Annotated in this window: 24 protein-coding genes and 2 tRNA genes; 14 read left to right on the forward strand and 12 right to left on the reverse strand. The window is 72.1% G+C overall.

Annotation, left to right across the window (positions count from 1 at the left end; all coding sequences use genetic code 11):
- The first annotated feature begins 9 nt into the window (after positions 1-9).
- Both AB0I21_RS33290 and AB0I21_RS33295 read left to right on the forward strand, forming a co-directional pair.
- On the forward strand, positions 10-858 hold the full coding sequence (locus tag AB0I21_RS33290; protein ID WP_360567122.1) for a PHP domain-containing protein: 849 nt from the start codon (positions 10-12) through the stop codon (positions 856-858).
- 82 nt (positions 859-940) lie between these two features.
- Positions 941-1,702: a TetR/AcrR family transcriptional regulator gene (locus AB0I21_RS33295; RefSeq protein WP_360567124.1), complete on the forward strand. Its 762-nt coding sequence runs from the start codon at positions 941-943 to the stop codon at positions 1,700-1,702.
- A 49-nt stretch (positions 1,703-1,751) separates the two neighbouring features.
- Here AB0I21_RS33295 and AB0I21_RS33300 read toward each other — a convergent pair whose 3' ends face one another.
- Entirely contained in the window at positions 1,752-2,996 is a 1,245-nt protein-coding gene (locus tag AB0I21_RS33300) for a glycoside hydrolase family 18 protein (protein ID WP_360567125.1), read from the reverse strand.
- A 115-nt stretch (positions 2,997-3,111) separates the two neighbouring features.
- Here AB0I21_RS33300 and AB0I21_RS33305 point away from each other — a divergent pair, with 115 nt between their 5' ends.
- Both AB0I21_RS33305 and AB0I21_RS33310 read left to right on the forward strand, forming a co-directional pair.
- On the forward strand, positions 3,112-3,729 hold the full coding sequence (locus AB0I21_RS33305) for a MarC family protein (RefSeq protein WP_360567126.1): 618 nt from the start codon (positions 3,112-3,114) through the stop codon (positions 3,727-3,729).
- Positions 3,730-3,763: 34 nt separating this feature from the next.
- Entirely contained in the window at positions 3,764-4,606 is an 843-nt protein-coding gene (locus AB0I21_RS33310; RefSeq protein WP_360567127.1) for a PD-(D/E)XK nuclease family protein, read from the forward strand.
- Positions 4,607-6,229: 1,623 nt separating this feature from the next.
- Here the strand turns inward: AB0I21_RS33310 and AB0I21_RS33315 are convergent.
- The 4 genes from AB0I21_RS33315 to AB0I21_RS33330 form a co-directional block, all read right to left on the reverse strand.
- Positions 6,230-6,805, reverse strand: coding sequence for a TetR family transcriptional regulator (locus AB0I21_RS33315; protein ID WP_360567129.1), 576 nt, complete (start codon positions 6,803-6,805; stop codon positions 6,230-6,232).
- A 72-nt stretch (positions 6,806-6,877) separates the two neighbouring features.
- Complete coding sequence (locus tag AB0I21_RS33320) at positions 6,878-9,031, reverse strand: hypothetical protein (protein WP_360567130.1); 2,154 nt, start codon at positions 9,029-9,031, stop codon at positions 6,878-6,880.
- A 48-nt stretch (positions 9,032-9,079) separates the two neighbouring features.
- The gene (locus tag AB0I21_RS33325) at positions 9,080-9,886 is read right to left on the reverse strand and encodes an oxygenase MpaB family protein (RefSeq protein WP_360567132.1); all 807 of its coding nucleotides are present in this window, start codon (positions 9,884-9,886) and stop codon (positions 9,080-9,082) included.
- Complete coding sequence (locus AB0I21_RS33330) at positions 9,883-10,341, reverse strand: Fur family transcriptional regulator (RefSeq protein WP_344512197.1); 459 nt, start codon at positions 10,339-10,341, stop codon at positions 9,883-9,885. The genes AB0I21_RS33325 and AB0I21_RS33330 overlap by 4 nt, the downstream gene beginning before the upstream one ends.
- Positions 10,342-10,466: 125 nt before the next feature.
- Here AB0I21_RS33330 and AB0I21_RS33335 point away from each other — a divergent pair, with 125 nt between their 5' ends.
- Positions 10,467-10,940 (forward strand): DUF2231 domain-containing protein, encoded by a 474-nt coding sequence (locus AB0I21_RS33335; protein ID WP_360567134.1) that lies wholly within the window; start codon positions 10,467-10,469, stop codon positions 10,938-10,940.
- A 3-nt stretch (positions 10,941-10,943) separates the two neighbouring features.
- On the opposite strand, the gene AB0I21_RS33340 is transcribed toward AB0I21_RS33335, so the two are convergent.
- Positions 10,944-11,246 (reverse strand): translation initiation factor 2, encoded by a 303-nt coding sequence (locus tag AB0I21_RS33340; protein ID WP_344512201.1) that lies wholly within the window; start codon positions 11,244-11,246, stop codon positions 10,944-10,946.
- A 54-nt stretch (positions 11,247-11,300) separates the two neighbouring features.
- Positions 11,301-11,447 carry a hypothetical protein gene (locus AB0I21_RS33345; protein ID WP_344512203.1) on the reverse strand — a complete coding sequence of 49 codons (147 nt, stop codon included), beginning with the start codon at positions 11,445-11,447 and terminating at the stop codon, positions 11,301-11,303.
- Between the two features lie 84 nt (positions 11,448-11,531).
- Here AB0I21_RS33345 and AB0I21_RS33350 point away from each other — a divergent pair, with 84 nt between their 5' ends.
- Entirely contained in the window at positions 11,532-11,714 is a 183-nt protein-coding gene (locus AB0I21_RS33350) for a hypothetical protein (protein ID WP_344512267.1), read from the forward strand.
- Positions 11,715-11,787: 73 nt separating this feature from the next.
- Here AB0I21_RS33350 and AB0I21_RS33355 read toward each other — a convergent pair whose 3' ends face one another.
- Positions 11,788-12,138 carry an FmdB family zinc ribbon protein gene (locus tag AB0I21_RS33355; RefSeq protein WP_360567136.1) on the reverse strand — a complete coding sequence of 117 codons (351 nt, stop codon included), beginning with the start codon at positions 12,136-12,138 and terminating at the stop codon, positions 11,788-11,790.
- A gap of 3 nt (positions 12,139-12,141) precedes the next feature.
- Entirely contained in the window at positions 12,142-12,780 is a 639-nt protein-coding gene (locus AB0I21_RS33360) for a 5-formyltetrahydrofolate cyclo-ligase (RefSeq protein WP_360567137.1), read from the reverse strand.
- Between the two features lie 59 nt (positions 12,781-12,839).
- Here AB0I21_RS33360 and AB0I21_RS33365 point away from each other — a divergent pair, with 59 nt between their 5' ends.
- From AB0I21_RS33365 to AB0I21_RS33390, 6 genes are all read left to right on the forward strand, one after another.
- On the forward strand, positions 12,840-14,993 hold the full coding sequence (locus AB0I21_RS33365) for a diguanylate cyclase (protein WP_360567139.1): 2,154 nt from the start codon (positions 12,840-12,842) through the stop codon (positions 14,991-14,993).
- A 9-nt stretch (positions 14,994-15,002) separates the two neighbouring features.
- Positions 15,003-15,938 (forward strand): UTP--glucose-1-phosphate uridylyltransferase, encoded by a 936-nt coding sequence (locus AB0I21_RS33370; protein ID WP_360567140.1) that lies wholly within the window; start codon positions 15,003-15,005, stop codon positions 15,936-15,938.
- Positions 15,935-17,230: a gephyrin-like molybdotransferase Glp gene (gene glp, locus AB0I21_RS33375; protein WP_344512211.1), complete on the forward strand. Its 1,296-nt coding sequence runs from the start codon at positions 15,935-15,937 to the stop codon at positions 17,228-17,230. Before AB0I21_RS33370 ends, glp begins: the two co-directional genes overlap by 4 nt.
- Complete coding sequence (locus AB0I21_RS33380) at positions 17,227-17,841, forward strand: GNAT family protein (protein WP_344512213.1); 615 nt, start codon at positions 17,227-17,229, stop codon at positions 17,839-17,841. Before glp ends, AB0I21_RS33380 begins: the two co-directional genes overlap by 4 nt.
- A 192-nt stretch (positions 17,842-18,033) precedes the next feature.
- A complete protein-coding gene (locus AB0I21_RS33385) occupies positions 18,034-18,765 on the forward strand; it encodes a hypothetical protein (protein ID WP_360567142.1) in 732 nt (243 codons plus the stop codon).
- Positions 18,766-18,830: 65 nt separating this feature from the next.
- Positions 18,831-18,907: transfer RNA gene (locus AB0I21_RS33390), tRNA-Ala, on the forward strand.
- Positions 18,908-19,770: 863 nt separating this feature from the next.
- Here AB0I21_RS33390 and AB0I21_RS33395 read toward each other — a convergent pair.
- The 3 genes from AB0I21_RS33395 to AB0I21_RS33405 all read right to left on the reverse strand — a co-directional run bounded on the left by AB0I21_RS33395 (position 19,771) and on the right by AB0I21_RS33405 (position 20,960).
- A tRNA-Arg gene (locus AB0I21_RS33395) sits at positions 19,771-19,843 on the reverse strand.
- Between the two features lie 30 nt (positions 19,844-19,873).
- The gene (locus AB0I21_RS33400; protein WP_344512222.1) at positions 19,874-20,404 is read right to left on the reverse strand and encodes a DinB family protein; all 531 of its coding nucleotides are present in this window, start codon (positions 20,402-20,404) and stop codon (positions 19,874-19,876) included.
- Positions 20,405-20,471: 67 nt separating this feature from the next.
- The gene (locus AB0I21_RS33405; RefSeq protein WP_360567144.1) at positions 20,472-20,960 is read right to left on the reverse strand and encodes an NUDIX domain-containing protein; all 489 of its coding nucleotides are present in this window, start codon (positions 20,958-20,960) and stop codon (positions 20,472-20,474) included.
- A 77-nt stretch (positions 20,961-21,037) separates the two neighbouring features.
- Here AB0I21_RS33405 and AB0I21_RS33410 point away from each other — a divergent pair, with 77 nt between their 5' ends.
- Both AB0I21_RS33410 and AB0I21_RS33415 read left to right on the forward strand, forming a co-directional pair.
- Positions 21,038-21,577: a hypothetical protein gene (locus AB0I21_RS33410; protein ID WP_360567145.1), complete on the forward strand. Its 540-nt coding sequence runs from the start codon at positions 21,038-21,040 to the stop codon at positions 21,575-21,577.
- A gap of 122 nt (positions 21,578-21,699) precedes the next feature.
- The coding region (locus tag AB0I21_RS33415) for a trypsin-like peptidase domain-containing protein (protein ID WP_360567147.1) at positions 21,700-22,976 on the forward strand (1,277 nt) is incomplete at its 3' end.

Below are 22,976 nucleotides of genomic sequence, written 5' to 3' on the forward strand. Positions count from 1 at the left end.
CCTTGTTGGGTGCGGATCGATCTTCACTGTCACTCGACCGCCAGTGACGGCACGTCGAGCCCGGCCGGGCTGGTCGCCGAGGCGGCCGCCGCCGGGCTCGACGTCGTCGCGCTGACCGACCACGACACGACCTCCGGGTGGGCCGCCGCGATCGCCGCCCGCCCGCCCGGGCTCACGCTCGTGCCAGGCGCCGAGCTGTCGTGCCGGTGGCACGGCGGGCCGTGGCCGATCTCGCTGCACCTGCTGGCGTACCTGTTCGACCCGGCCGAGCCGGCCCTGGCGGGGGAGATGGCCCGCATCCGGGCGTCCCGCGAGACCCGCGCGGAGCGCATGGTGCACCTGATGCGCGCCGACGGCATCGACGTGACGTGGGCCGAGGTCCTCGAGCACGCCGGCGGCGGCACGGTGGGCCGTCCGCACCTCGCGCAGGCGTTGATGCGCCGGGGACTCGTCGACACGGTGTCGGAGGCGTTCCTTCCCGAGTGGCTCGGTCACCGGTACCGGGTGGGCAAGGAGGACCTCGACGTCTTCGACGCCATCCGGCTGGTGCTCGGGGCCGGCGGCGTGCCGGTCTTCGCCCATCCGCGGGCCAGCATCCGCGGCCCGGTTGTCCCCGACGTGGCGATCGAGGAGATGGCCGGCGAAGGGCTCTTCGGGGTGGAAGCCGACCACACCGACCACACCCCGGCCGAGCGCGCGCACATGCGGGCGATCGCCGACCGGCTCGGGTTGGTCGTCACCGGCTCCAGCGACTACCACGGCACCAACAAGACCGTCCGCCTCGGCGCCCGCACCACGGCACCCGAGGTGTTCGAGCGGATCGTGGCGGCCGCGACCGGGTCCGGTGTGGTCGGGTGACCGGGCAGCGAAGCGGCTCGGCCCGGTCGTCATGTGGCAGGTTCGGGTCGGGCCGGCGCCGGAGCGCAGTGGAGGTGGCGGCGTGACCACGGAGTACAGCGGCGCCGGCGATCCCAGACGCAGCATCGAGCTGCTGTGGGGCACCGCGGCGCCGTCGCGGCGGGGCCCGAAGGCGAAGTTCACCGTCGGGGACGTCACCGCGGCCGCGATCGCGCTCGCCGACGCCGAGGGTCTCACCGCCGTCTCCATGCGGCGCGTCGCCGAGCAGCTCGGGGTGACGGCGATGTCGCTGTACACCTATGTCCCCAGCAAGGCGGAGCTGCTCGACGTCATGGTCGACACGGTCAGCGCCGAGGCCGTCCGTCCGGCGTTCACGGCCGCGGGGTGGCGCGAGCGGCTCGTCGAGATCGCCTCGTCGAACTGGCAGTTGTACCGGCGGCACCCGTGGCTCCTGCAGGTGGCCACGAGCCGGCCCGTCCTGGGCCCGAACGTGATCGCGAAGTACGACTTCGAGCTGCGGGCCTTCGAGTCCTGCACCGTGCCGGACGTCGACGCCGACCTGCTCCTCGGACTCGTGCTCAACTACGTCGCGGGTGCCGTGCGCGCGGCCGTACAGGCGGACCAGGCCGAACACAGCACGGGGATGAGCGAGGAGCAGTGGTGGGCGGCCTACGCGCCGCTGCTCGGCGAGGTCCTCGACCCGGCGCGCTTCCCGACGGCGGCGCGGGTCGGGCAGGCGGCGGGGGAGGAGTACGGCGCGGGCGACCCGGTGCGCGCGTACTCCTTCGGCCTCGAACGGGTGCTGGACGGGATCGAGACGCACCTGGGCCGCCTTCGTCCTTGAAGGCGGCCCAGGTTGTTCGTGGTGTTGCCATTCGTGGTGCTTTCGGGTGTTACTTCAGGACGGTGCCGATCGTCTTGGTCAGCGTGCCGCTGGCGTCGTCGCCGTCCAGCGACCAGACCATCGCGCCGCCGTAGCCGTTGAGCCGGACGTACAGCGACTTCTGGGCGACCGTGAGCTGGTCGTCGAAGGTCCAGAACGTGGTGCCGTTGAACAGCCACGCGTGGCCCGAGAGGAGGTCGCGGTACACCTTGTACCCCTGCTGCGGCAGCGTGGCGAGGACCTTGTAGTCCTCGTTGCCGGCGGCCCAGGTGGCCGGCGCGGGGCCGGTCGCGGGCTGGAAGAGGCCGTGGTTGGCGGTGCTGGTGATGCCGGTCCAGCCCTGGCCGTAGTACGGGATGCCCAGGACGAGGGCCTTCTTCGGGGCACCGCGGTCGGTCCAGGCCTTCAGCGTGGTGGCACCGCTGAAGTCCGGCGTGGTCGGCGCGCCGCGCGGGACGAACAGCGCGGACTGCTGGTTGGTGGTGGGCTCCCACGTACCGTGGAAGTCATAACCCTGGATGGTGCCGAAGTCGAGGTACTTGAAGATCTTGTTGACCTCGAAGCCCGCGTCGATCTTCGCCGGGTTCGCCGGCAGGAACGCGGTCAGGGTGGCCTTCTTGCCGAGCTGCTTGCGGAACTCGGCGACCATGAGCGTGAAGTTCTGCTTGTCCTCGGGGCGGATCACGTTGCCCGGGTTGCCCTCGGAGCCCGGCCACTCCCAGTCGAAGTCGAAGCCGTCGAAGACCCCGGTCGACCAGAACGTGTCGATGCACGACTTCACGAGTGCCTTGCGCGACGCGTCGGTCAGCACGGCGTCGGAGAAGTTCGCCGACAGCGTCCAGCCGCCGAGCGACAGCATGACCTTCAGCCCGGGGTGCTTGAGCTTCAGCTTGCGCAGCTGGTTGAAGTTGCCGTTCAGCGCCTGGCCCGGCGCGTCCGCGACACCGTCGACGCTCTCCTCGGCGGAGACCGGACGCTGGTAGTCGGCCCACGGGTCGGCGGAGACGCACTTGCCGGTCGCGTCGACGTTGCCGAAGGCGTAGTTGATGTGGGTCAGGTTCTTGGCCTGCCCGCTCGTCTCGAGGTTCTTGACGTAGTACTGGCGGCCGTAGATGCCCCACTGGATGAAGTACCCGACGCGCTTGTACTGGTCCTGATGCGACGCGCTGTGCGCCGAGGCGGTGCCGGGCACGATCGCCAGTGACGCGAGCGTGAGCGACACCGCCAACCCGGCCAGGACGGAGCGTCTGCCCATGAACCCTCCATGACTGTAAGGAAACCTTGCTGTTGATGGGCAACGTAGGGGCGCCGCCCGGTGCCGTCAAGACCCTGGTTTCCGGTCTATGTAGGCACACCACGACAATCCGGGAGTGGATCTCAAGCTCTTCGGCGAAGTATTCGTGACCCTGCTGGTCATCCTCGACCCGCCGGGCGCCGTGCCGATCTTCCTCGCCCTCACCGGATCGATGGCGGCGAAGCACCGCAACCGCGCCGCCCTGCAGGCCGTGCTGCTCGCGCTCGGCGTCATCGTGGCGTTCGCGCTCGTGGGGCGGCAGATCCTCACGTACCTGCACATCGACCTTCCCGCCCTGCAGGGCGCGGGCGGCCTGCTCCTGCTCCTCGTCGCGCTCGAGCTGCTCACCGGCAAGACCGACGACCCCCGCCAGGAGGCCACCTCCAACGTCGCGCTCGTCCCCCTCGGCACCCCGCTGCTGGCGGGCCCCGGTGCGATCGTGGCCACGATGCTGTTCGTGCGGCAGGCGTCGAATGTTTCTGGATATGTCGCTATTTCTTTGGGCATCGTGGCCGTCATGGCCATCGTCTACCTGGTGCTGCGCTTCTCCGGCATCCTGGTGCGCATCCTGCGGCCCAGTGGCATCGAGGTGGTCACCCGCATCGCCGGCCTGCTCGTCGCCGCCATCGCCGTCCAGCTGCTGGCCGACGCCATCGGGGCGTTCGTCACCGAGTATCTGCACTCGCCCCATTGAGGTTTTGTCGTACCTCGGTGGCAGGATCGGGGGTGTGGAGAACGAGCAGCTCGGCCTATTCGCCCCGCCCCGGCGCCTGTTCACCTGCACGCCCAGCAAGCTCGGCAGCTATGAGGACTGCCCGCGCCGCTACCGGTTCACCTATGTCGACCGCCCCACCCCGCCCAAGGGCCCGCCCTGGGCGCACAACTCGCTCGGCGCGTCCGTCCACACGGCACTGCGCAGCTGGTATGCGCTGGACCCCGACCGCCGCGACCGCTCCGCCCTGCCCACCTTGCTGAAGGCCACCTGGGTCAGCGAGGGCTACCGCGACGAGGCCCAGGAGCGCGACGTCTTCCGCCGGGCCCTCGGCTGGCTCGAGTCCTATGTGGACGGCCTCGACCCCCACGACGAGCCACTCGGCGTCGAGCGCACCGTCGCCGCCCGCACCGACACCCTCGCCCTCTCCGGCCGCGTCGACCGTATCGACCAGCGCGACGGCCACCTCGTCATCGTCGACTACAAGACCGGCCGCTCCGGCGTCACCCCCGACGACGCCCGCGGCTCGCGCGCGCTCGCCCTCTACGCGATCGCCGCCTCCCGCGTGTTCCGCAAGCCCTGCCACCGCGTCGAGCTGCACCACCTCCCGACCGGCACCGTCGCCGCCCACGACCACACCGACGACTCCCTCGCCCGCCACCTCCGCCGTGCCGAGGCCACCGCCGCCGACATCACCACCGCCGACGCCGCCCTGGCCGCCGGCACCCCCGCCGACGAGGCCTTCCCGGTCGCCCCCGGCCCGCAGTGCTCCTGGTGCGACTTTCGCCGCTCCTGCCCCGCCGGCCTCGACGCCACCCCGAAGGACCCCTGGACCGCCGTAGACCGCCCCGCCACGTAGCCCGCCCCGCTCCCCGTTCCCCTTAGGTTCCGTCTCCCGGATCATGGGGTTGGTTCGTTTCATTCGCCACCCGGATCACCCCTGGCCGGGCGGCGGGCACCCGTCAGCTGGAGTCGCTGCTGGATCGGGTATCGGTCCAGCGAGCCGGCGGCAGACCACCGAACTTCGCCCGCGCTTGCCTACTGCCGGCGCAACCAGGTCGGACGCGGCTTCAACCGGCGAAACGCCGGCGCGGGCGGGCCACCCGCAACGACATTGGGAAGCCGCTTCCAAGCCACCCTCGACCTGGTCGAGATGCTCGACTGGCTACGGGCGGTTCCCGACAACCATGATCCGCGAGGCAGGACCCAGCCGCCTGTTCTGGCCCTCAACGCGCCCTCGATGCAGGAGGCGCTGGCGTATCGACCAGGACGGGCCCGCCCTCCATGTGGACTGGGATCAGTGATTGGCCGACACCGATCCCGACGGCCGCCTGGTCTGGTTGCCCGGGTCTGGGTCGCCCGGTCTGGGTCGCCCGGTCTGGTTGCCCGGTCTGGTTGCCCGGCTCACGCCATGACGTTGGTCAATGCCCAGAGATGCCCCATTTCGGCATCCGCGAGGCAGGACTCAGCCGCCTGGTCTGGCCCTCACGCGCCCTCGATGCAGGAGGCGCTGGTGTATCGACCAGGACGGGCCCGTCCTTCATGCGGATTGGGATCAGTGATTGGCCGACACCGATCCCGACGGCCGCCTGGTCTGGTTGCCCGGGTCTGGGTCGCCCGGTCTGGTTGCCCGGTCTGGTTGCCCGGTCTGGTTGCCCGGTCTGGTTGCCCGGTCTGGTTGCCCGGCTCACGCCATGACGTTGGTCAATGCCCCAAGATGTCCCATCTCGGCATTGACGTTGCGCGATCCACCTACAAATCGGAGATCATTTTGTGGGTGGATCGCGCAACCTCGATGGAACAAAGGGTGCAAACGCGGGCATTGATCAATGTCTGTGGGTTGAGGGCGGGTGGGTGGGAGAGGGAGGAGGAAGGGCCTGCCAGTCGATCCGGCGGTGCTCAAGCGGCCGTGTGGGCGAGGCGGGGCTGAGTGGTGGCGCCGGCGGAGTGGTTGCCGGTAGAGGGGCTGGGTTCTGTCTCGCGGATCATGGGTTTGTTCGTTGAACCGGTGTGGCGAGTGGTCTGTGCTGGCGCCTTTGTTGCCGGCGCAGCCTGTTCGCGGTGGCCGGTGGCGGGATCGCCGGCACGCCAAGCGTGGTGCCGGGCTTGCGGCGCGGGACCGGCCTGCTGTGCGCAGTGCTCGACCTTGGCGGTGGTCGGGCTGGTGGCCGTCCGGGCCTCAGGTGTCCAGGATCAGGGGCCAACTCCCGATTGCCGGAGACTGCGGTCGTGGGCGTGCCGCGGGTGCCGTGTCTGGTGGCGAGGTTTGCCGGTTGCCTCCGGGGCTGTGCGCTGGTCATGCCCCGCCGTCGTCGCGCTGAAGGGCCGGGGGTCACGCTGGAGACCGGCCGTTCTGGTCGGGCGGTGTCATCGGGTTCTGTGGCGCTGACAACCGGCGCCGGCTCCGTCCCGACCTGTTCTGCCGGTCAAGCGTGATCGGAACGTGGATCCGGTCATCCCCACGGCCGGATCCGTCATCCGATCAATCGGGGAAGGCGGCGGTGAAGCAGGTGGTGAGGAGGGTGTTCAGGTCGGGGGCGGGGTCCTCGGCGACCCAGCGCATCAGGGCGGTGTCGAAGGCGGCGAACGCGACCGCGACCAGGACGGCGGGGCGGGGGTCGGTGGTGGGGTCGGCGCCCAGCCGGGTGGCGAGCTCGGTGGAGAGGGCGGCGCGCCAGCTGACCTGGCGCTCCAGGTAGCGGGCCAGCAGCGGTGGGGTGGTGACCATGATCTTTGCCAGACGGCGGGACTTCTCGGGGTGCTCCCGGAAGGTGTCGGTGAAGGTGTGCAGGGTGTGCTGGAGGGCGACGGCGGGAGGTTCGGCGGCGGGGCGGGTGGACAGGGTGGTGGTGAGCTGGCGGCCGAGGTCGCTGAGGTGCTCGATGATGACGTCTTCCTTGGACTGGAAGTAGCGGAAGAACGTCCTGCGGGACACGCCGGCGGCGGCGGCCATCTGGTCGATGGTGGTCTCCTCGAACCCCTGGAACGCCAGGAGCCGCAGCGCGGCATCGGTCAGCTCGTCGCGGACCAGCTGGCGTTTGCGTTCGGCGAGGCTCACACACGGCATTCTATTCGCCGTACGACAACTATGGCACCTAAGCGCACGACTGACACTCGGTGTCACCAGGAGCTACTCGCCGACGAGGTGCCTGTCGGAGCAGCTGACGGGCGTGCAGTTCGAGGGCGCGCGGAGCCGGTAGACCGCGACGTCGCCGCGCTGCCAGGACAGGTCGGTGAGTGCGGGCAGGGCCGCGGTCGGCGTACCGTGGGCGCGGTCGACGAGAATCCAGCGGACGCGCTGCCGCCACAGCCACGACAGTCGTGACGGGGTCGGGTCGAGCACGGCCGCGTCGTTGAGCGCCAGTCGCTCCGGATCCCAGTAGGTGAGCGCCGGGCCGATGCGGTGCGCGCGGGACTGCGACTCCGTCGACTCGGGCGAGTAGCCCCAGCTGCCCAGGAGGACGCGGCGCTCGCTGTACGCGGAGATCCAGTAGGCGAGGCTCTGCCCCTGCATCAGGCCGCTGCCGCCGACACGGTGCACGTTCGTGGCCACGTACTCGGCGGGGGTGCTGTGGGCGCGCAGCCAGCGGGCGCCGGCGACCTGGTCGGGTGTGATCCGGATGTGGTATGCGACGCCGAGGTTCGCGTTCGTCGCCGCGTCGAACGGCAGCCGGGCCGCGCCGGCGAAGAGCACCACGACCAGGGCCCCGAAGACCCCGGCGCGCCGGTGCAGGAGCAGGGCCGTCACCAGGACGAGGGCGCCCAGGGCGTACACCGGCAGCGGCACCCACCAGCGATGCCGCGGCACCGGCAGGGTGAACGCGACCGACACCACCGCGAGCACGGCCGCCACCGCGAGCGCCGTCCACAGCGCGCGCGGTGCGCCGGGCAGGCGGACCAGGCCGGTCGCCGAGAGGATCGCCGCGCACGGCCAGGCGGCGACGACGAAGAAGTGCTCGCTCCACGACACGTGCCAGACGCACAGCGTGCCGGCGACACCCGCCACGGTCGTGCCCGCCAGGAAGACGCAGGCGTCATCCCAGCGGCGAACGAACAGCACGCCGGCGAGGCGGGCGCCCATCGCGATGCCGTACGCGCCGAGGCCCCACAGGATGAGCGGGACGTCGCGCACCGTGGTGCCGTGCCGCTGGCTCCCGACGAAGTCCAGCATGATCGCGAAGGGTCCCCATCGCAGGCCCTGCCCCTCGAACCCGTAGAGGACGGCGACCGCAGTCACCGTGACCGCGGCAAGGAGCGCACCGAGCAGCCAAGGGGTCCGCTGTGGGCGTCGCCGCAGGAGGTGTACCGCGCAGACGGCCGCGACCCCCGCCCCGAAGAGCGGGACGATCGTCGACTTCGCGCCGGTCGTCCCGGCCGCGAACAGCAGCACGAGCAGCCAGTCCCGCCGCCCGCCGCCGCGCAGCACGGACACGACCGCCGCGATCAGCGGCATGCTCAGCGCCGCGCCGAACAGCAGCGAGCGGCTCGACCAGCTGTAGTAGGCGGTGATCGAGCCGAAGAACGCCGGCGCCTGCCGCTGCGGGACGAGCTCGCCGACGGTGAACATCAGCGCCGCCGCGACGGGGCCCGCCCACGGATGCCCGGCGACCCGCCGGCCGGTGACCGCGAGCAGGCACACGGCCAGCACGGCGAGCACCGGCAGGTCCAGCCGGAACCACACGACCGGCAGGTCGACGCCGCTGATCAGGCTGCTCGCGGCGACGTGACCGTACGCGAACCAGTGGTAGCCCAGCGTCCGGTCGCCCTGCTCGGGGACGGTGAGCGGGAAGTGGTGCTTCAGGTCGGCGCTGACGGCGAGCAGGTTCAGCTGGTCGATCATGTAGTCGTGCGCGCCGGCGGGCGGCAGCGCCGGGTTGACCGCCAGGAACGCCGCCGTCAGGTACGCGAGGAACCCGGCCGCGATCCCGGCGACCGCCCACGACCAGGCCGCCGTCGGCCGCTCGGGATAGTCGGGCCGCTTCCGGAAGCGGGCCAGCGGGACGATCACCAGCAGCGGCCACACCCACAGCCAGCCGCGCAGGTCGAGCAGGCTCGCGACGGTCAGGGAGACCGTCTCGGCGAGCAGCCCGACGACCGTGCCGTACGTGAGATCTTCGAGCAGCGACCGCGGCGTGGGCCGGATCGCGCGGTACAGCAGCGTCCCCGGCACGACGACGGCATAAACGAAATATCCGAAATATCGGACGACGTCGAGCAGGGAAGCGCCGAGCGTCAGCGGAAGCGCGACGGTGGCCAGGGCGAGCGCGAGCCATGGAAATTTCATGCCAACCGCTCAACGCGAGGCAGCGCCCAGGTGTGACGGTGACGGTCCTCAGGAGGCGAGGCGGCGCATCGCGTCGCGGCGCAGCGGGGAGATCCAGTCGATCGGGATGACGCTCAGCATCCGGCCGAGGACCAGCGCGTTCGCCGACGCGATGAGATCCGTCCCGGGGAGGCCGGGCAGCCCGTACAGGCGGCGCGCCCACGCCGGCAGCAGGCCGATCGCCAGCGCCGACACCCCGAACGCGGCGCCCCGGACGGGGGTGAGGCCTAACCCGTACGGCAGCGGGGGCAGCGTCAGGAACAGCCCCGTGGCCGCGGAGTCGACGGTCAGCCCCAGCTCGGGGCGCATCCGCTCGTAGTAGTCCGCGACCGCCGCCGCCGAGTCCGGCACCGTGGCGGGGTCGAGGCCGACGAGCTCCGCCGCCCTGGTCTGCTCCGCGTAGTAGCGGTCGATCTCCGGCCCGCTCAGCCGCAGCCCGCCCCGCAGGGCGGCCTCCATGAACGACTCGACCTCCGTGACGTGCACCCAACGCAGCAGGTCGGGGTCGTCGACGCGGAAGCGCTCGCCGGTGCGCGGGTCGGTCGCGGTCATCTTCGCGTGGATCGCCCGCACCCGGCGGCCGGCGCGCTCGGCCTGCTCGGTCGTGCCGTAGACGACCGTCCCCACGTACATGGCGGTGTGCTGGAACCTGCCCCACGGGTCCTTGCGGTACCGGCTGTTCTGCTCCACGCCCGCGACCGCCCGGGGGAGCAGCGCCTGCAGGTACAGGCTGCGCAGGCCGCCGACGGTGACGATGGGCTCCCGGTGCACCCGCCAGGTGACCGAGTCCGGTCCGAAGAGCCCCGGGTCGCTCAACTCGGCAGGTCCTCGACCGTGTCGTCGGCGAGCCGCTGCTGGCAGGCGGGGCACAGCCCCCAGAACGTGACCTCGGCCTCATCGAGGACGAACCCGTGCGCCTGCGACGGCGTCAGGCACGGCGCGTCGCCGACCGCGCAGTCCACGTCGGCGATCTCCCCGCACCCGCGACAGACGATGTGATGGTGGTTGTCGCCGACGCGTGACTCGTATCGCGCGGGGCTGCCGGCGGGCTCGATCCGCCGCGCCAGGCCGGCCCTGGACAGCGCGCTGAGCACGTCATACACGGCCTGGGTGGAGACGGTGTCGAGCCGGGCCCGGACCCGCGCGGCGATCTGGTCGACGTCCAGGTGACCCTGTGCCTGCCCCCGCGACGCCTCCAGGACCTCCAGCACGGCCAGCCGGGGCCGCGTCACCCGCAGACCCCGGGCGCGCAGCAAGTCCTCACCCGACACGCTTTCAATAACACCACGCACCCTGGAACCGTTCAAATGTTTCCGGGCTCTTGATTGAACTGCCGGTACTCGGGTTGTGTACACGTCCGGTGGGGGAGGATCGCACCCGACGAAGAGGAGGCCCCGTGTTCGAACGTGTGCTCGGTCTACCGGCTCACCCGTTCTTCATCCATGCGGCAGTCGTGCTCGTGCCGCTGCTGGCGGTGGCGGGCATCCTGTACGCCGTCTGGCCGGCCGCGCGCCGCCACGCCCGCTGGACGATGATCGTCCTGGCCGTCGCCACCCCCGGCGCCGTGTTCGCCGCCAAGGAGTCCGGCGAGGCGTTCGAGGAGAGCCCCAACTTCCAGTCCGACCAGCTGCAGGCGAAGATCAGCGAGCACGAGGACTTCGGCAGCACGCTGTTCCTGATCGTGGTGGGTCTTGCTCTGGTCGCGCTCGTCATGGCGTACGTCGTCCGCCCCGCCCCGGGCGAGCCGATCGGCCCCGCCGTCGCCCACTGGGCGCTCAGCGGGCTGACCGTGGTGCTGGCGGTGGCCGCCCTCTACTACGTCTTCAAGGCCGGCGACACCGGCGCCAAGATGGTCTGGGACGGCTTCTAGCCCTCAGAACAGCAGACGGCCGCAGAAGATCAGCAGCAGCACGAGGATGACCGCGCCGGCGAAGATCCCCATCCCCTTGGTCAGGATCGTCGCGGCCTGCTCCTCCCGGTCGATCCGCTCGGGATCCTGGGCCGGGAGCTTCCGTGGCGCCGCCGGTCGCTCGACGGTCGGCGGCCGCCACCCGCGCGGGGGCGGCGCGCTGCGCGGCGCGCCGGTGTAGGGGACAGCCGCGGGCTCGGCCGGCGCTGCCGGCGGTGGCGGTGCGGCCCCCTCCGGCGGCCGCCGCCAGAAGGCGTCGTCACTCACGCCACGAGCGTACCCACCGGGCCCGGCCGCCAGACCCGGCCCGGTGGGGGAACCTCAGTCGCTGTTCAGCAGATCGGCGAGCGACATCGGACGGGTGGCGTCCGGGTCGCCCTGGTCCAGGCGCACGGTCGGCTGCTCGTCCGCCGCCTGCTCCGCCTGCTGCGGGTCGGTCTGGTGCTGGGGGGCACTGTCGTCTGTCATGCCGCCGAGTGTGACCTGTCGACGGAAGGGCGACTGTCGTCATTCGGCCAACTTCCCGCAAACTCGCCGGAGTACGCTCGCGGCGTGGCGACGACGAACGAGTGGGCATCCACCGATGAGCAGCGCGAAGTGAGCTTCGAAGACTTCGCCGACGAGCTGGTCGTGTTGCCGGACACCACGACCGACGACACCGACGCCGGCTGGGGCGAGCGCAGTGCGTCCAACGACGACCGCCTGCTCGCCGACCGCCCCCCGCACTGGGACTGACGGACCGGCACAGACAGCGCTACGCCCCGGACCGGTGACCGGTGGGGCGTAGCGCCGGGTGACGTTGGCGACCTCAGGCGGTCGAGGAGGCCGACTTCGTCGACGCGCCCGCCGAGGAGGTGCTCGACGACGCGGCCGCGGCCGGCTTCGAGTCGGAGGACGACGACGCGGACGAGCTCGAGTCCGACGACTTCGACTCAGAGGACGACGAGGACGCCGTCGACGAGGAGTTGCTCGACTTCGTCGAGGAGCGGGAGTCGGTGCGGTAGAAGCCCGAGCCCTTGAAGACCACACCCACCGCGGAGAACTGCTTGCGCAGGCGGCCCTGGCACTCGGGGCACTCGGTCAGCGCGTCGTCCGTGAACGACTGCACCGCCTCGAGCTGGTGGCCGCAGGCCGTGCAGGCGTATTGGTAGGTAGGCACCGTTCAGCCTCCATCATTGGCACTCAACCCTATCGAGTGCCAATAGTGCGGTATCGCACATCCTTTCGTCCAGTGGAGGTGGGCGGTCTCATACCTGGCGGTAGCCCCCACCAGGGCCCCCGAGACCCGCTGGTCGTGCGGCTCGGCGGGCACGGACGGCAGGAGCTCGCCCGGGTGCAGCAGGGCGATCGTCGGGGCCGTGACCCGGGCGAGGACCCGGTCGTAGGAGCCGCCGCCCTGGCCGAGCCGCGTCCCGTCCAGCCCGACGGCGAGCGCCGGGACCAGCATCAGGTCGACCGACCGGACCGCGTCGACGCCGAGCCGCGGTCCGGTCGGCTCGGACAGGCCGAGCGGGCCGCCGGCCAGCGTCCCGTCGTAGCGGGCCCAGTCCAGGTCGCGCGAGGACAGCAGCACGGGCAGCAGGACCCGTGGCGCCACGGCGGCCAGGGCGGGCAGGAGTCCCGGGCCGCCCGCCTCGAACGGCAGCGGCGCGTAAGCGGCGACCGTGCGTGCGCCGGCTGCCCGTACCATGGCGGAAACAGCCTCAATGAGCGACTTGTCGGAAAATGGGTGCGCGGAGGAGCGCCGAGCGGACCGGATGTGCGACCGGAGCTCGGATTTCGGGGACACCGCAGGCGGCACCGCTCAAATCCTCCTCATCTGTGACAGCATCGCAGAAACACAGCTTCGGGAGGACGGACGTGACGCTGCGGGCGCGGCTCACCGCCGCCTTCCTGGCGGTCGTGCTCGGACCGGTGCTGCTCGGCGCGATCTTCGTCGGCATCGCCGTGTCCGCCGTCAGCCAGCAGCGGGCCAAGGAGCGGCTCGAGTCCGGCGCGCAGAACGTCGAGGCCGCCCTCGCCGTCACCTGCCAGCGGCTGCGGCTCGCCGCCGAGACCACGGCCCTCGTCACCGCCGACGGCGACCAGCCCGACGCGGCCCAGCGGGCCGTCCAGCGCGGGCTCGCCCGCGCGGTCGAGGTGAGCGGCGCCGACGGCACCGTGCTCACCACCGCGGGCGTGCTGCCGCCGAAGCCGTGGGCCGACTGCGCCGCGCCGGCCCGCGCGCCGTTCGCCGCGATCGCCGCGTCTGTCGACGTGCTCGACCCGAGCTCGCGGCGCATCGGCCGGGCGTACGCGGTCGAGCCCGTCGACGCCACCCTCCTCGCCTGGCTCACCGACGCCAGCGGCGTGCGGGTCGACTCGCTCGCGACGGACCGGACGGAGTCGGAGGCGGTGCGCGTCGCCGCCAAGCTCGACCGCGACGCGACCGGCACCACGCCCGGCGGCCTGCTGGTCCGGCGGCTCGAGCCGCGGCCCGACCAGCCGCTGACCCTGGCCCTGTCGGTGCCCGAGCCCGACACCGGCGGCCTCTACGCGGTGCTCGTCGCCGTCGTCGCCTGCGCCGGGGTGGTCGCGGTCAGCGTCGCCTGGTGGCTGGCCCGCTCCACCACCCACCCGCTGACCGAGCTGGCGCAGGCGGTCGAGCGCGTCGCCGACGGCGACCTCAGCGCCCGCGTGCCCGTCCGCAGCCAGGACGAGGTCGGGAGGCTCGGCCAGACGTTCAACCGGATGACCCGCGAGATGCAGGGGTACGTGCAGGCGCTGACCGCCAGCCGCGACCAGCTGCGCGGGCAGCTCGGCGTCCTCGGCGACACCCTTGCCGGCACCCATGACCTCGACCGGATCCTCCAGGTCATCCTGCAGACGGCGACGGCCGCGACCGGCGCGCAGTCCGGGGTGGTGCTGATGGTCGACCCGGCCAGCGGCGAGCTGCGCGGGCAGGTGGCCGAGGGGCTCGCCGGGTTCGACGTCGCCGACCTGCGGCTCCAGCTCGGCGACGGGCTGCTCGGCACGGTCGCCGCCTCCGGTGAGCCGCGGCGCGGCCGGGTCGACCGGGACGGGCCGGTCCTGGCGCCCGTCGAGCCGCGCTGCATCACGTACGTCGCGGTCCCGATCGCGGCGCCCGGCGTGGGGCCCACCACCGGCCTGGAGCCCCAGTCCGACCTGCCGCCCGCCGCGCGCGGGGTCCTGGCCCTGTACGACCGGCACGGCTTCGACGAGTTCGACGACGCCGACCTGATCACGCTGCGGACGTTCGCGGGGCAGGCGGCCGTCGCCGTCGACAACGTCCGGGTGCACGAGGAGGCGCAGCGGCTGTCCCTCACCGACCCGCTGACCGGCCTGTCCAACTACCGGTACCTGCGCGAGTCGCTGCGCCGCGAGGTCGAACGGGCCAGCCGGTTCGGCCGCAGCCTCGCCGCGCTCGCCCTGGACCTCGACCGGTTCAAGGAGGTCAACGACACCTACGGCCACGCGGCCGGGGACGCGGTGCTGGCCGAGTTCGCCCGCCGGCTCCGGGCGGAGATCCGCGAGGTCGACTTCGCGTTCCGGCAGGGCGGCGAGGAGTTCGTCGTGCTGCTGCCGGAGACCGACGCGGCCGGCGCCGCGGTCCTCGCCGAGCGCCTCGGTGCCGCGGTACGGCGCAGCCCGGTCCTCGTGGTCTCCTCCACGCCCGGCCAGCCGCCGCGGCGCATCCCGGTGACGGTCTCGATCGGCATCGCGGTCTTCCCGATCCACGGCGCGACGGGAGCGGCCGTGCTGGAGGCCGCGGACGACGCGCTCTACGCGGCCAAGGCCGCCGGCCGCGACACGTACAAGATCGCCCCCGACGCGGTCGTGGCAGTGCCGCTTCCGGGCGCGCCTCCGGGTGCGCTTCCGGGCGCGCCTCCGGGTGCGCTTCCGGGTGGGCAGGAGTCGTTCACGGGTGCGCAGGGGCCCGCGAAGGCTAGTACGGAGGTGACGCCCGGCGCGCCAAAGGCGGCACAACCGCCACGACAGAGCCGCGGCGGCTAGCCTTGCCACATGCCTGACACGACTCCTCACCAGCCCGCGGCGCAGCGCCAGCGGGCTGTCAAAGCCGTGATCCCGGCGGCGGGCCTGGCCACCCGCTTCCTCCCGGCGACCAAAGCCGTGCCGAAAGAGCTGCTGCCGGTCGTTGACCGGCCCGTCCTCCAGTACATCGTGGAAGAGGCCGCGGCAGCCGGCATCCGAGACATCCTGCTGGTCACCGGCAGGGGCAAGACATCGATGGTCGATCATTTCGACCGCCGTCCCGACCTTGAGGCGCGCCTGCAGGAGAAGGGTGACGACGAGCGGCTCGCCGCGGTCAAGCGCCCCAGCGAGCTCGCCGAGATCTACACCTGCCGGCAGGGCGAGCCCCTCGGCCTCGGTCACGCCATCTCGTACGGTGAGTCGCACGTCGGCAGTGAAGCGTTCGCGTGCCTGCTCGGCGACGAGTTCGTCGAGGAGACCGAGCCGCTGCTGCCCGCGATGCTCGACCTCCAGGCGCAGACCGGCGGCATCGTCCTCGCGCTCATCGAGGTCGAGCCCGACGAGACCAGCCGCTACGGGATCGCGTCCGTCGAGCCGTCCGACCTGTCGGCGGAGGCGGGCGAGGTACTGAAGGTGACCGGCCTCGTGGAGAAGCCGAAGCCGGCGGAGTCGCCGAGCAACCTCGCGGTCATCGGCCGGTACGTGCTGCCCCCCACCCTCTTCGACGCGATCCGCCGCATCGGCCCCGGTGCCGGCGGCGAGATCCAGCTGACCGACGCGATGGCCCTGCTGCTCGCCGAGGGCACCCCGGTGCACGGCATCGTCTACCGCGGCACCCGGTACGACACCGGCATGCCCCTCGGGTACCTGCAGGCCGTCGTCCAGCTCGCGTGCAAGCGCGACGACCTCGGCCCGGCGTTCAGCGAGTGGCTGACCCAGTTCGTGGAGAAGGATCTGCGCGGGTGACAGCGGTTCCAGCGACGGGCTCCCACCACGACGCCGCACGCGATGCGGGCGTCGGGTCGAACGCGCGCGTCCCACTCGCCGACTATCTCGCCGGCGTGCTCCGGGGCCTGCGCCCGTTGCCCCCGCTGGACCTTGAGATCACCGCCGCGCACGGCAACGTGCTCGCCGAGGACGTGGTCGGACCGGGCCCCGTGCCCGCGTTCGACCACTCCGCGATCGACGGCTACGCCGCCCGGTTCGACGACATCAGCGACGCGCAGCCGGGCCGCCCGGTCCGGCTCAGCGTCGTCGGTGACCTCGTCGCCTCCAGCTGGCGGCCGGTCCGGCTCACCCCGGGCACCTGCTTCTCCGTCGCCGCGGGCGCGCTCATGCCCGTGTCGGCGGACGTGGTGGTCCCGCCCGGCATGACCGACCAGGGCATGGCGGCGGTCGAGGTGTACCACCCGACGAAGCGTGGCCACGGGGTGCGCCGCGCCGGCGACGAGCTGCCCGCCGGGGCGGTCCTCGCCCGCGCCGGTGCGTACGTGACCCCGCCGCTGGTGTCCGTCCTCGCCGCCAGCGGCATCGGGCACGTCGTCGTGCGCCCCAGCCCCCGCGTCGTCGTGATCGCCACCGGCGACGAGCTCGTCGACGTCGGCCGCGCCAGCCAGCCCGGCCAGGTCGTCGACGCCAACTCCCACGCCCTCACCGCCGCGGCGGCCGAGGCCGGGGCGCACGCGTACCGCGTCGGCATCTGCGACGACGACCCCGAAGGGCTCCGCGGCCTGCTCGACGACCAGATGCTGCGCGCGGACCTCATCATCACGACCGGCGGCACCGGCACCGGCCCAGGCGACATGGTCCGGCGCATCCTGTCACGGTCCGTGGTCTTCTCCGACCTCTCCGTGTATCCGTGCTCGTCGCTCGGCTACGGGACCATCGGCGGCGCCGCCGGCGTCAACGGCGTGCCGATCGTCTGTCTGCCCGGCGACCCCGGCGCCGCGCTCATCGGCTTCGAGGTGCTCGCCCGGCCCGTCATCCAGCTGCTCGCCGGCGCGGACCCGGTCTTCCGGCCCAGCGTGCGCGCACACCTGCTGGAGACCGTCAGCTCGCCCTCCGGTATGCGGGAGTTCCGGCCCGCGTACATCACCGAGCGCCGCGGTGGCGGCTACACCGTGATGCCGCTCGCCGGTGGCCCGTACACGCTGTCGGGCCTCGCCGACGCCAACGGGCTCATGGTCCTGGGCGAGAAGGTGATCAGCGCCGCCGCGGGCTCTACAGTGGACGTCATCATGTTGGATAGACGGCGATGAGTCAGCCTGGATGGCCGGCGGTCCTGACCGACGGTCCCGTCACCCTCCGGCCCTACCGGCGCGCCGACGCCCGCCTGTGGGCCGAGGTCCGCCGCGCCAACGAGCAGTGGCTGTCGAAGTGGGAGCCCACCCCGTACGGGACGTGGCACGACCTCAACTCGCCGGCCGCGTTCCGTGCCGTGCACGCCGACCTGCGCCGCGCCGCCCGCACCGGCAGCGCCATGCCGTTCGCCGTCTGCTACGAGGACCAGCTCGTCGGCCAGCTCACCCTCGGCAACATCGTGCGGCGCGCCTTCTGCTCCGGCTACGCGGGCTACTGGGTCGACTCCCGCCACGCGGGCAAGGGCATCACCCCGACCGCCCTCGCGCTCGCCGTCGACCACGCCTTCAGCGTCGGCGGCCTGCACCGCATCGAGGTCAACATCCGGCCCGACAATCTCGCCAGCCGGCGCGTCGTGGAGAAGCTCGGCTTCCGCCAGGAGGCGTACCACCACCGCTACCTGCACATCGACGGCGACTGGCGGGACCACCTCGGCTACGCCATGACCACCGAGGACGTCTCCACCGAGGGTGGCCTTCTCGCCCGCTGGCACAAGGTCCTCGCGGGCTGACTTCCGGCCCCTCCATCGCGGTCCCTCCTGCTCGGCTCCTCCTTTTCGGGTGTTTCCTCCTGCGTGTTGACGTGGTGTAACGCTGCGCAACCCGTACTGTTCTGAGTCGGAGTTACCACGCTGTAACTTCCACAGACTTGGATGACTTCGCGCGCCTGGGGGGACCGGCGCACGAAGTCGGTGAACGGAGGCGTGAGGGTGCCGACCTCGGTGCTCCTCGCCGTCCTTGCCGCTGCTGGGCTCCTGGCCTTGGCGCCCGCGTTGGTGCGCCGGTACGACGCCACAGAGCGGCTGGTGGCGGAGCGGGCGTTGTCCACGGCACGGGTGCTGACCCGTGCCGGAATGCGCGCTGACCGCCGCCGGCGCACGATCCCCGGCCGCCGCCCGGTCAACCCGCCCCGCACAGTGGTGCACCGCACAGTTTCTTCTTCCGCTGCTTCTTCCGCTTCTTCTCCTGCTTCTTCTTCTGCCGGCGCCGCCCCGCCGCCGTTGCGGGTCGTGCCGCCCACCGCCCGCCGGCGCCGTCCACACCGGGCGCCCCGCGCCATGTACCGCCGCCGCCGGGTCCTGCTCGCCCTCGTCCTGCTCAACCTCGTCGAGCTCGGCGGCGTCGCCCTCGTCAGCACCGGCTTCTGGGTCGGCTTCGCCGTCACCGGCGCCCTGCTCGTCGCCTACGTCGCCCACCTGCGCACCCGCGCCCTCGCCGAGCAGCGCCGCCGGCGCCGCGAAGCCCAGTACGCCGCATGGATCGCCCGCCGCCAGGCCCAGGTCCGCCGCGAACAACTCCGCCGCGCCGCCCAACGCCGCGAGGCCGTCGCCGCCCAGCTCGCCGAACGCGACCGGGCCCGCCGCGAAGCCGCCCGCCTGGGCGCCCTGGGCGCCGTCCGAGGCCGCCCCTACGACACGCGGGCGTCAGGTCAGTGATCTGATTCGCGCCCCGTCCAACCCGTTTGCTACTCTTGGCCCCGGCCCACTCCGGCGGGCCGGTTGGGGTTGTGGCGCAGTCTGGTAGCGCACCTCGTTCGCATCGAGGGGGTCAGGGGTTCGAGTCCCCTCAACTCCACCAATCGGCGCAGTCTGCTCAGCGGGCTGCGCCGCTTCGCGTTGGTGGTGGAGTTGGTTCCCCGCGCACGGGCTTCGCCCGCGCTCCCCATTGGGGGAGCTTCGCTCCACCCACGCCCCCTCAAGACCGTCGCGGGGTGCTCTGGTCGGTGGGCTCGTCGGCTGCGCCGCCTCGGAGTGCCTGGGTGGGAGGGGTTCTGCCGTCTGTGGAGGTGCTGCGATCGTGCCTTCTCTGAGCTGTGGCTGGAGTGCTCGGCTTGCTGTTGCTCCGCCTGCGCCTCTCGGGAACCGTGGCCCGTTCAGAAACCGTCGTCCCCCGGGACCGTCGTCCCCCGGGACCGTCGTCCCCCGGGACCGTCGTCCCCCGGGACCGTCGTCCCCTGGAACTGTCGTCCCCTGGAACTGTGGCCAGCCGGAACTGTGGCCCCCGGAGGCGTGGACGTTCGGGACTGTGGCCGTTCTCGGAACCGGGGCGCCCTTCTCGGAGGCGTGGCTGGGGGCTCTGGTCGGGTCGGCTGTCGGCTGTCGGCTCGTAGTGCTTGCGCTCCTTGGAGTGCTCGTGTGGGGTGGCATCTGTCTGTCCGCGCGGGGGCTGTGTTCGTGCGTTTCTTGAGTTCGTGGTGGGGGTGTTCGGGCTTGGTGTCGCTTTGTCCGCGTCTTGTTGAAGTCGTGGCGGGGTGCTCTGCGTGCTGGGGTCGGTGGCGGCGCGGGTGTGGTGCAGGCGTGGCGGTGTTGGTCGTCGGACGGGGAGTTGGTGGGTTCGTGGGCTTGGGGTGCGAGGGAGCCGGCTGGCCATGGGGACACTCAACCACGGGGGTACGACAGAAAACGCGGGCTCGGCGGGTGGGGCTCGGGGCTCGCTGGAGGCAGTGCCGGCCGGATTCGAACCGGCGTCCTTCCGATCCGGAGTCGGGCGCGTCAACCTCTGCGCTACGGCGCTGCCGTCGCTGAGTGTATCGAGGGGGGGCGGTTACTCGGCGGGGGCGAAGCGGTCCAGGGCGGGCATGTAGCGGCGGTAGGGGCCGACGTCGTCGCGGTGGCGGCCGGCGAGCACCTCGGCGATCTGGGCGGTGTGGGTCAGGTCGTGGGCGACCCAGGCGGAGAGGACCTGAGAGAGGGTCACCGTGCCGAACTCGGGGTGGGTGCCAGAGCGGGGAAGGTCGGAAGGGGTCAGGCCGAGCGCGTCGAGGTCCTCCAGCGAGCGGGACCGGACGGAGCGGAAGCGGTCCAGCAGGTCGGCGACCGGTTCGCGGTCCCAGGAGAGCATGGCGACGCGGTTGAAGGGTTCGAACGGGCGGTCGGTGCCGTGCTCCATGATGAGGCGGATGCGGGGCAGCCAGTTCGTCTCGTCGCCGTGCAGGAGGTGGCCGGCGATGGCGTACGCGCTCCAGGTGTCCGGGCCGTCGTCGCGGTGCAGCCACTCGTCGGGCAGGTCGAGCAGCAGCGCGGAGACCGTGGTCGGGGTGCGGGCCAGCAGGGTTGTCGCGTCGGAGATTCGCATGTGGCCCATGCTCGGCGCGCCGTGGCTGCGGGGACAGGGCCACCTCGCGATGACTGGCCTGGCGTCCTCAAGGCGATGGACGCCCGGGCTCCAGGTGCTGCTCGAGCCGGTCGAGGAAGGTGGCCTGGGCCTTGACCAGCTTGGTCCTGGCGGGCTCAAGGCCGAGCCATGCGACGCGGTCCAGCTCGGGGAACGACTGGATGACGCCCGAGCCCTTCGGCCACTCCATCTCGAAGGTGTTGCTGACCGCGGTCTGCTCGTCGAAGTCGCCTTCCAGGGCGAACACGGTGACGACCTTGCCGCCGCTCTGGCGGACCTCGCCCAGGCAGATGGGCGTGCCCGCGGGGGCGGGGGCGCCGAGCTCCTCCTCGAACTCGCGGAAGGCGGCGGCCTGGGCTTCCTCGTGCTCGTCGTACTCACCCTTGGGGATGGACCAGGCGCCGGCGTCCTTCCGGGCCCAGAACGGACCGCCCATGTGCCCGACGAGCACCTCGATTCCCTGGTCTGAGCGGCGGTACAGCAGCATCCCCGCGCTCAGCCGAGCGGGCTTCGCCATGTCTGGCCTCCCTGTGCGCCGGCCGGTCCGATGTCTTGATGCAAACACAGCGGGCCGGCCCTGGCACCCTTGGGGCCATGGATGAGATCGACGACGACGCGCTGCGGGGGCTGGTGGCGCGGATCGCGGCCGCGCGCGGGAAGGTCGTCGCGGTGGAGCTGCCGCCGGACCGGTTCCAGGACCTCGTCGACGAGCTGCAGGTGGCGGCGTACGAGCACGACGCCGACGTGCGGATCGTGCTCGGCGCGGCGTGCACCACGGCCGCCCGCGCCGTCGAGCACCTCGCCGGTGTGCTGCAGCTGCCGTATGCGGCGAGCCGCGGATGGCTGGACATGCTGGATGCGGTCGGCGACCGGGCGGCCTCGCTGCGGCAGTGCCTCGTGGTCGCCGACGCGGCGGATCTGGTACGGCACGAGGACGAGGACCGGTGGCACGAGCTGGTCGGCGCCCTGTTCGGCGGGCCGTACTGCCTCGGCGGCGGCTGGAACACGATCGTCCTGGCCGATCATCCGTGGCGGTGGAAGGGCACGCCGTTCCGGTCGGCGGCTCAGGCACAAGAGCGGGCCGAGACGGGCCGACGGTCCATGCACGGGGAGCATTCGTCCATGTTCGAATAGTGACCGCCGTTGCTATGATCCAGAGCCGGACACCGATGCGTGGCGCGAGCGGGAGGTGGGCATCATCCTGACCAGGGTCACCATGGTGTGGCACCGCGCGGCGCTGGAGACGACCGGCACCGATGACGGGCAGTGACGGCGTCGCCGTCGTCCGGATCAGCGGGTCCGGGCGACCGGTGGGCATGGGCGTGCTGGTCGGCCCGCGGCAGGTGATCACCTGCGCGCACGTGGTCAACGCGGCGCTCGGTCGAGACCATCGCAGCCAGCCGAGGCCGGACCAGACCGTGACCGTGCAGGTCGAGTTCCCCCGGGTCGGGGGCAGGCCGATCCGGACGGCGCGGGTCGTGGCGTGGAACCCCCCGCCGGAGCGGGGCATCGGCGGCGACGTCGCCTGCCTGGAGCTCAACGAGGACGCACCCGCGGACGCCCCGCCGGCCCGGTTCGCGGAGACGCCGACCAGCCCCGACGACCGGCTCGTCGTGTTCGGCGACCCGGAGGCGGTGTCGCGGCCGAGCGGGGTCTGGGTCGAGGTCGGCCTGGTCGGCGCCGTGGAGGGCGGGCTGATCCAGGTCGAGAGCCGGGAGCGGCAGAGCATCCGCGCGCAGCCGGGCTACAGCGGCTCGCCGGTGTGGCGTGGCGACGGCAAGGTGATCGGGTTGCTGCACGCGACCGCCCCGCCCGACGAGCCGCACCGCGACGCCTACCTGCTGCCGCCGGAGCTGCTCGCCGCCACCTGGCCCGACCAGCTGGACTATCTGCTGATCCCGGCCAACCCGTACCGCGGCCTGGAGAGCTTCACCGAGGCACACGCGGACGTGTTCTTCGGCCGTGAGGACGTCGTGACGGCCCTGGCGCAGCAGGTGCGGCACCAGCCGGTGACGATGCTGGTCGGCCCGTCCGGGGTCGGCAAGTCGTCGCTGGTCCAGGCGGGTCTCATCCCGAGGCTGCTGGCGGAGCACGCGTGGTCGGTCGCGGTCATCCGTCCGGGGCGGGACCCGTGGCACCGGCTGGCGATCGGTCTGCTCAGGGCGCTCGACGACCGGCAGCCGCAGGCGGCCCAGATCGAGGCGACCGTCGCCCGGCTGCGCGCGGACGGCCTGGACTGGATGGCCCGCCTGCTGAGCAGCCAGGACCGCCCGCTGCTGCTCGTCGTCGACCAGTTCGAGGAGCTGCTGCTCGGCGACACCCCACCGGAGCAGGGGCTGCTCGACCTGCTGCTGCCACCGGGCGAAGACCTTCACGAACGCCCACCAGGCGAAGACCTTCACGAACGCCCGCCGGGCGAAGACCTTCACGAACGCCCACCGGGCGAAGACCTTCACGAACGCCCACCGGGCGAAGACCTTCACGAACGCCCACCGGGCGAAGACCTTCACGAACGCCCGCCGGGCGAAGACCT

This window comes from Dactylosporangium sp. NPDC050588 (assembly GCF_040654975.1).
GTDB lineage: Bacteria > Actinomycetota > Actinomycetes > Mycobacteriales > Micromonosporaceae > Dactylosporangium > Dactylosporangium maewongense.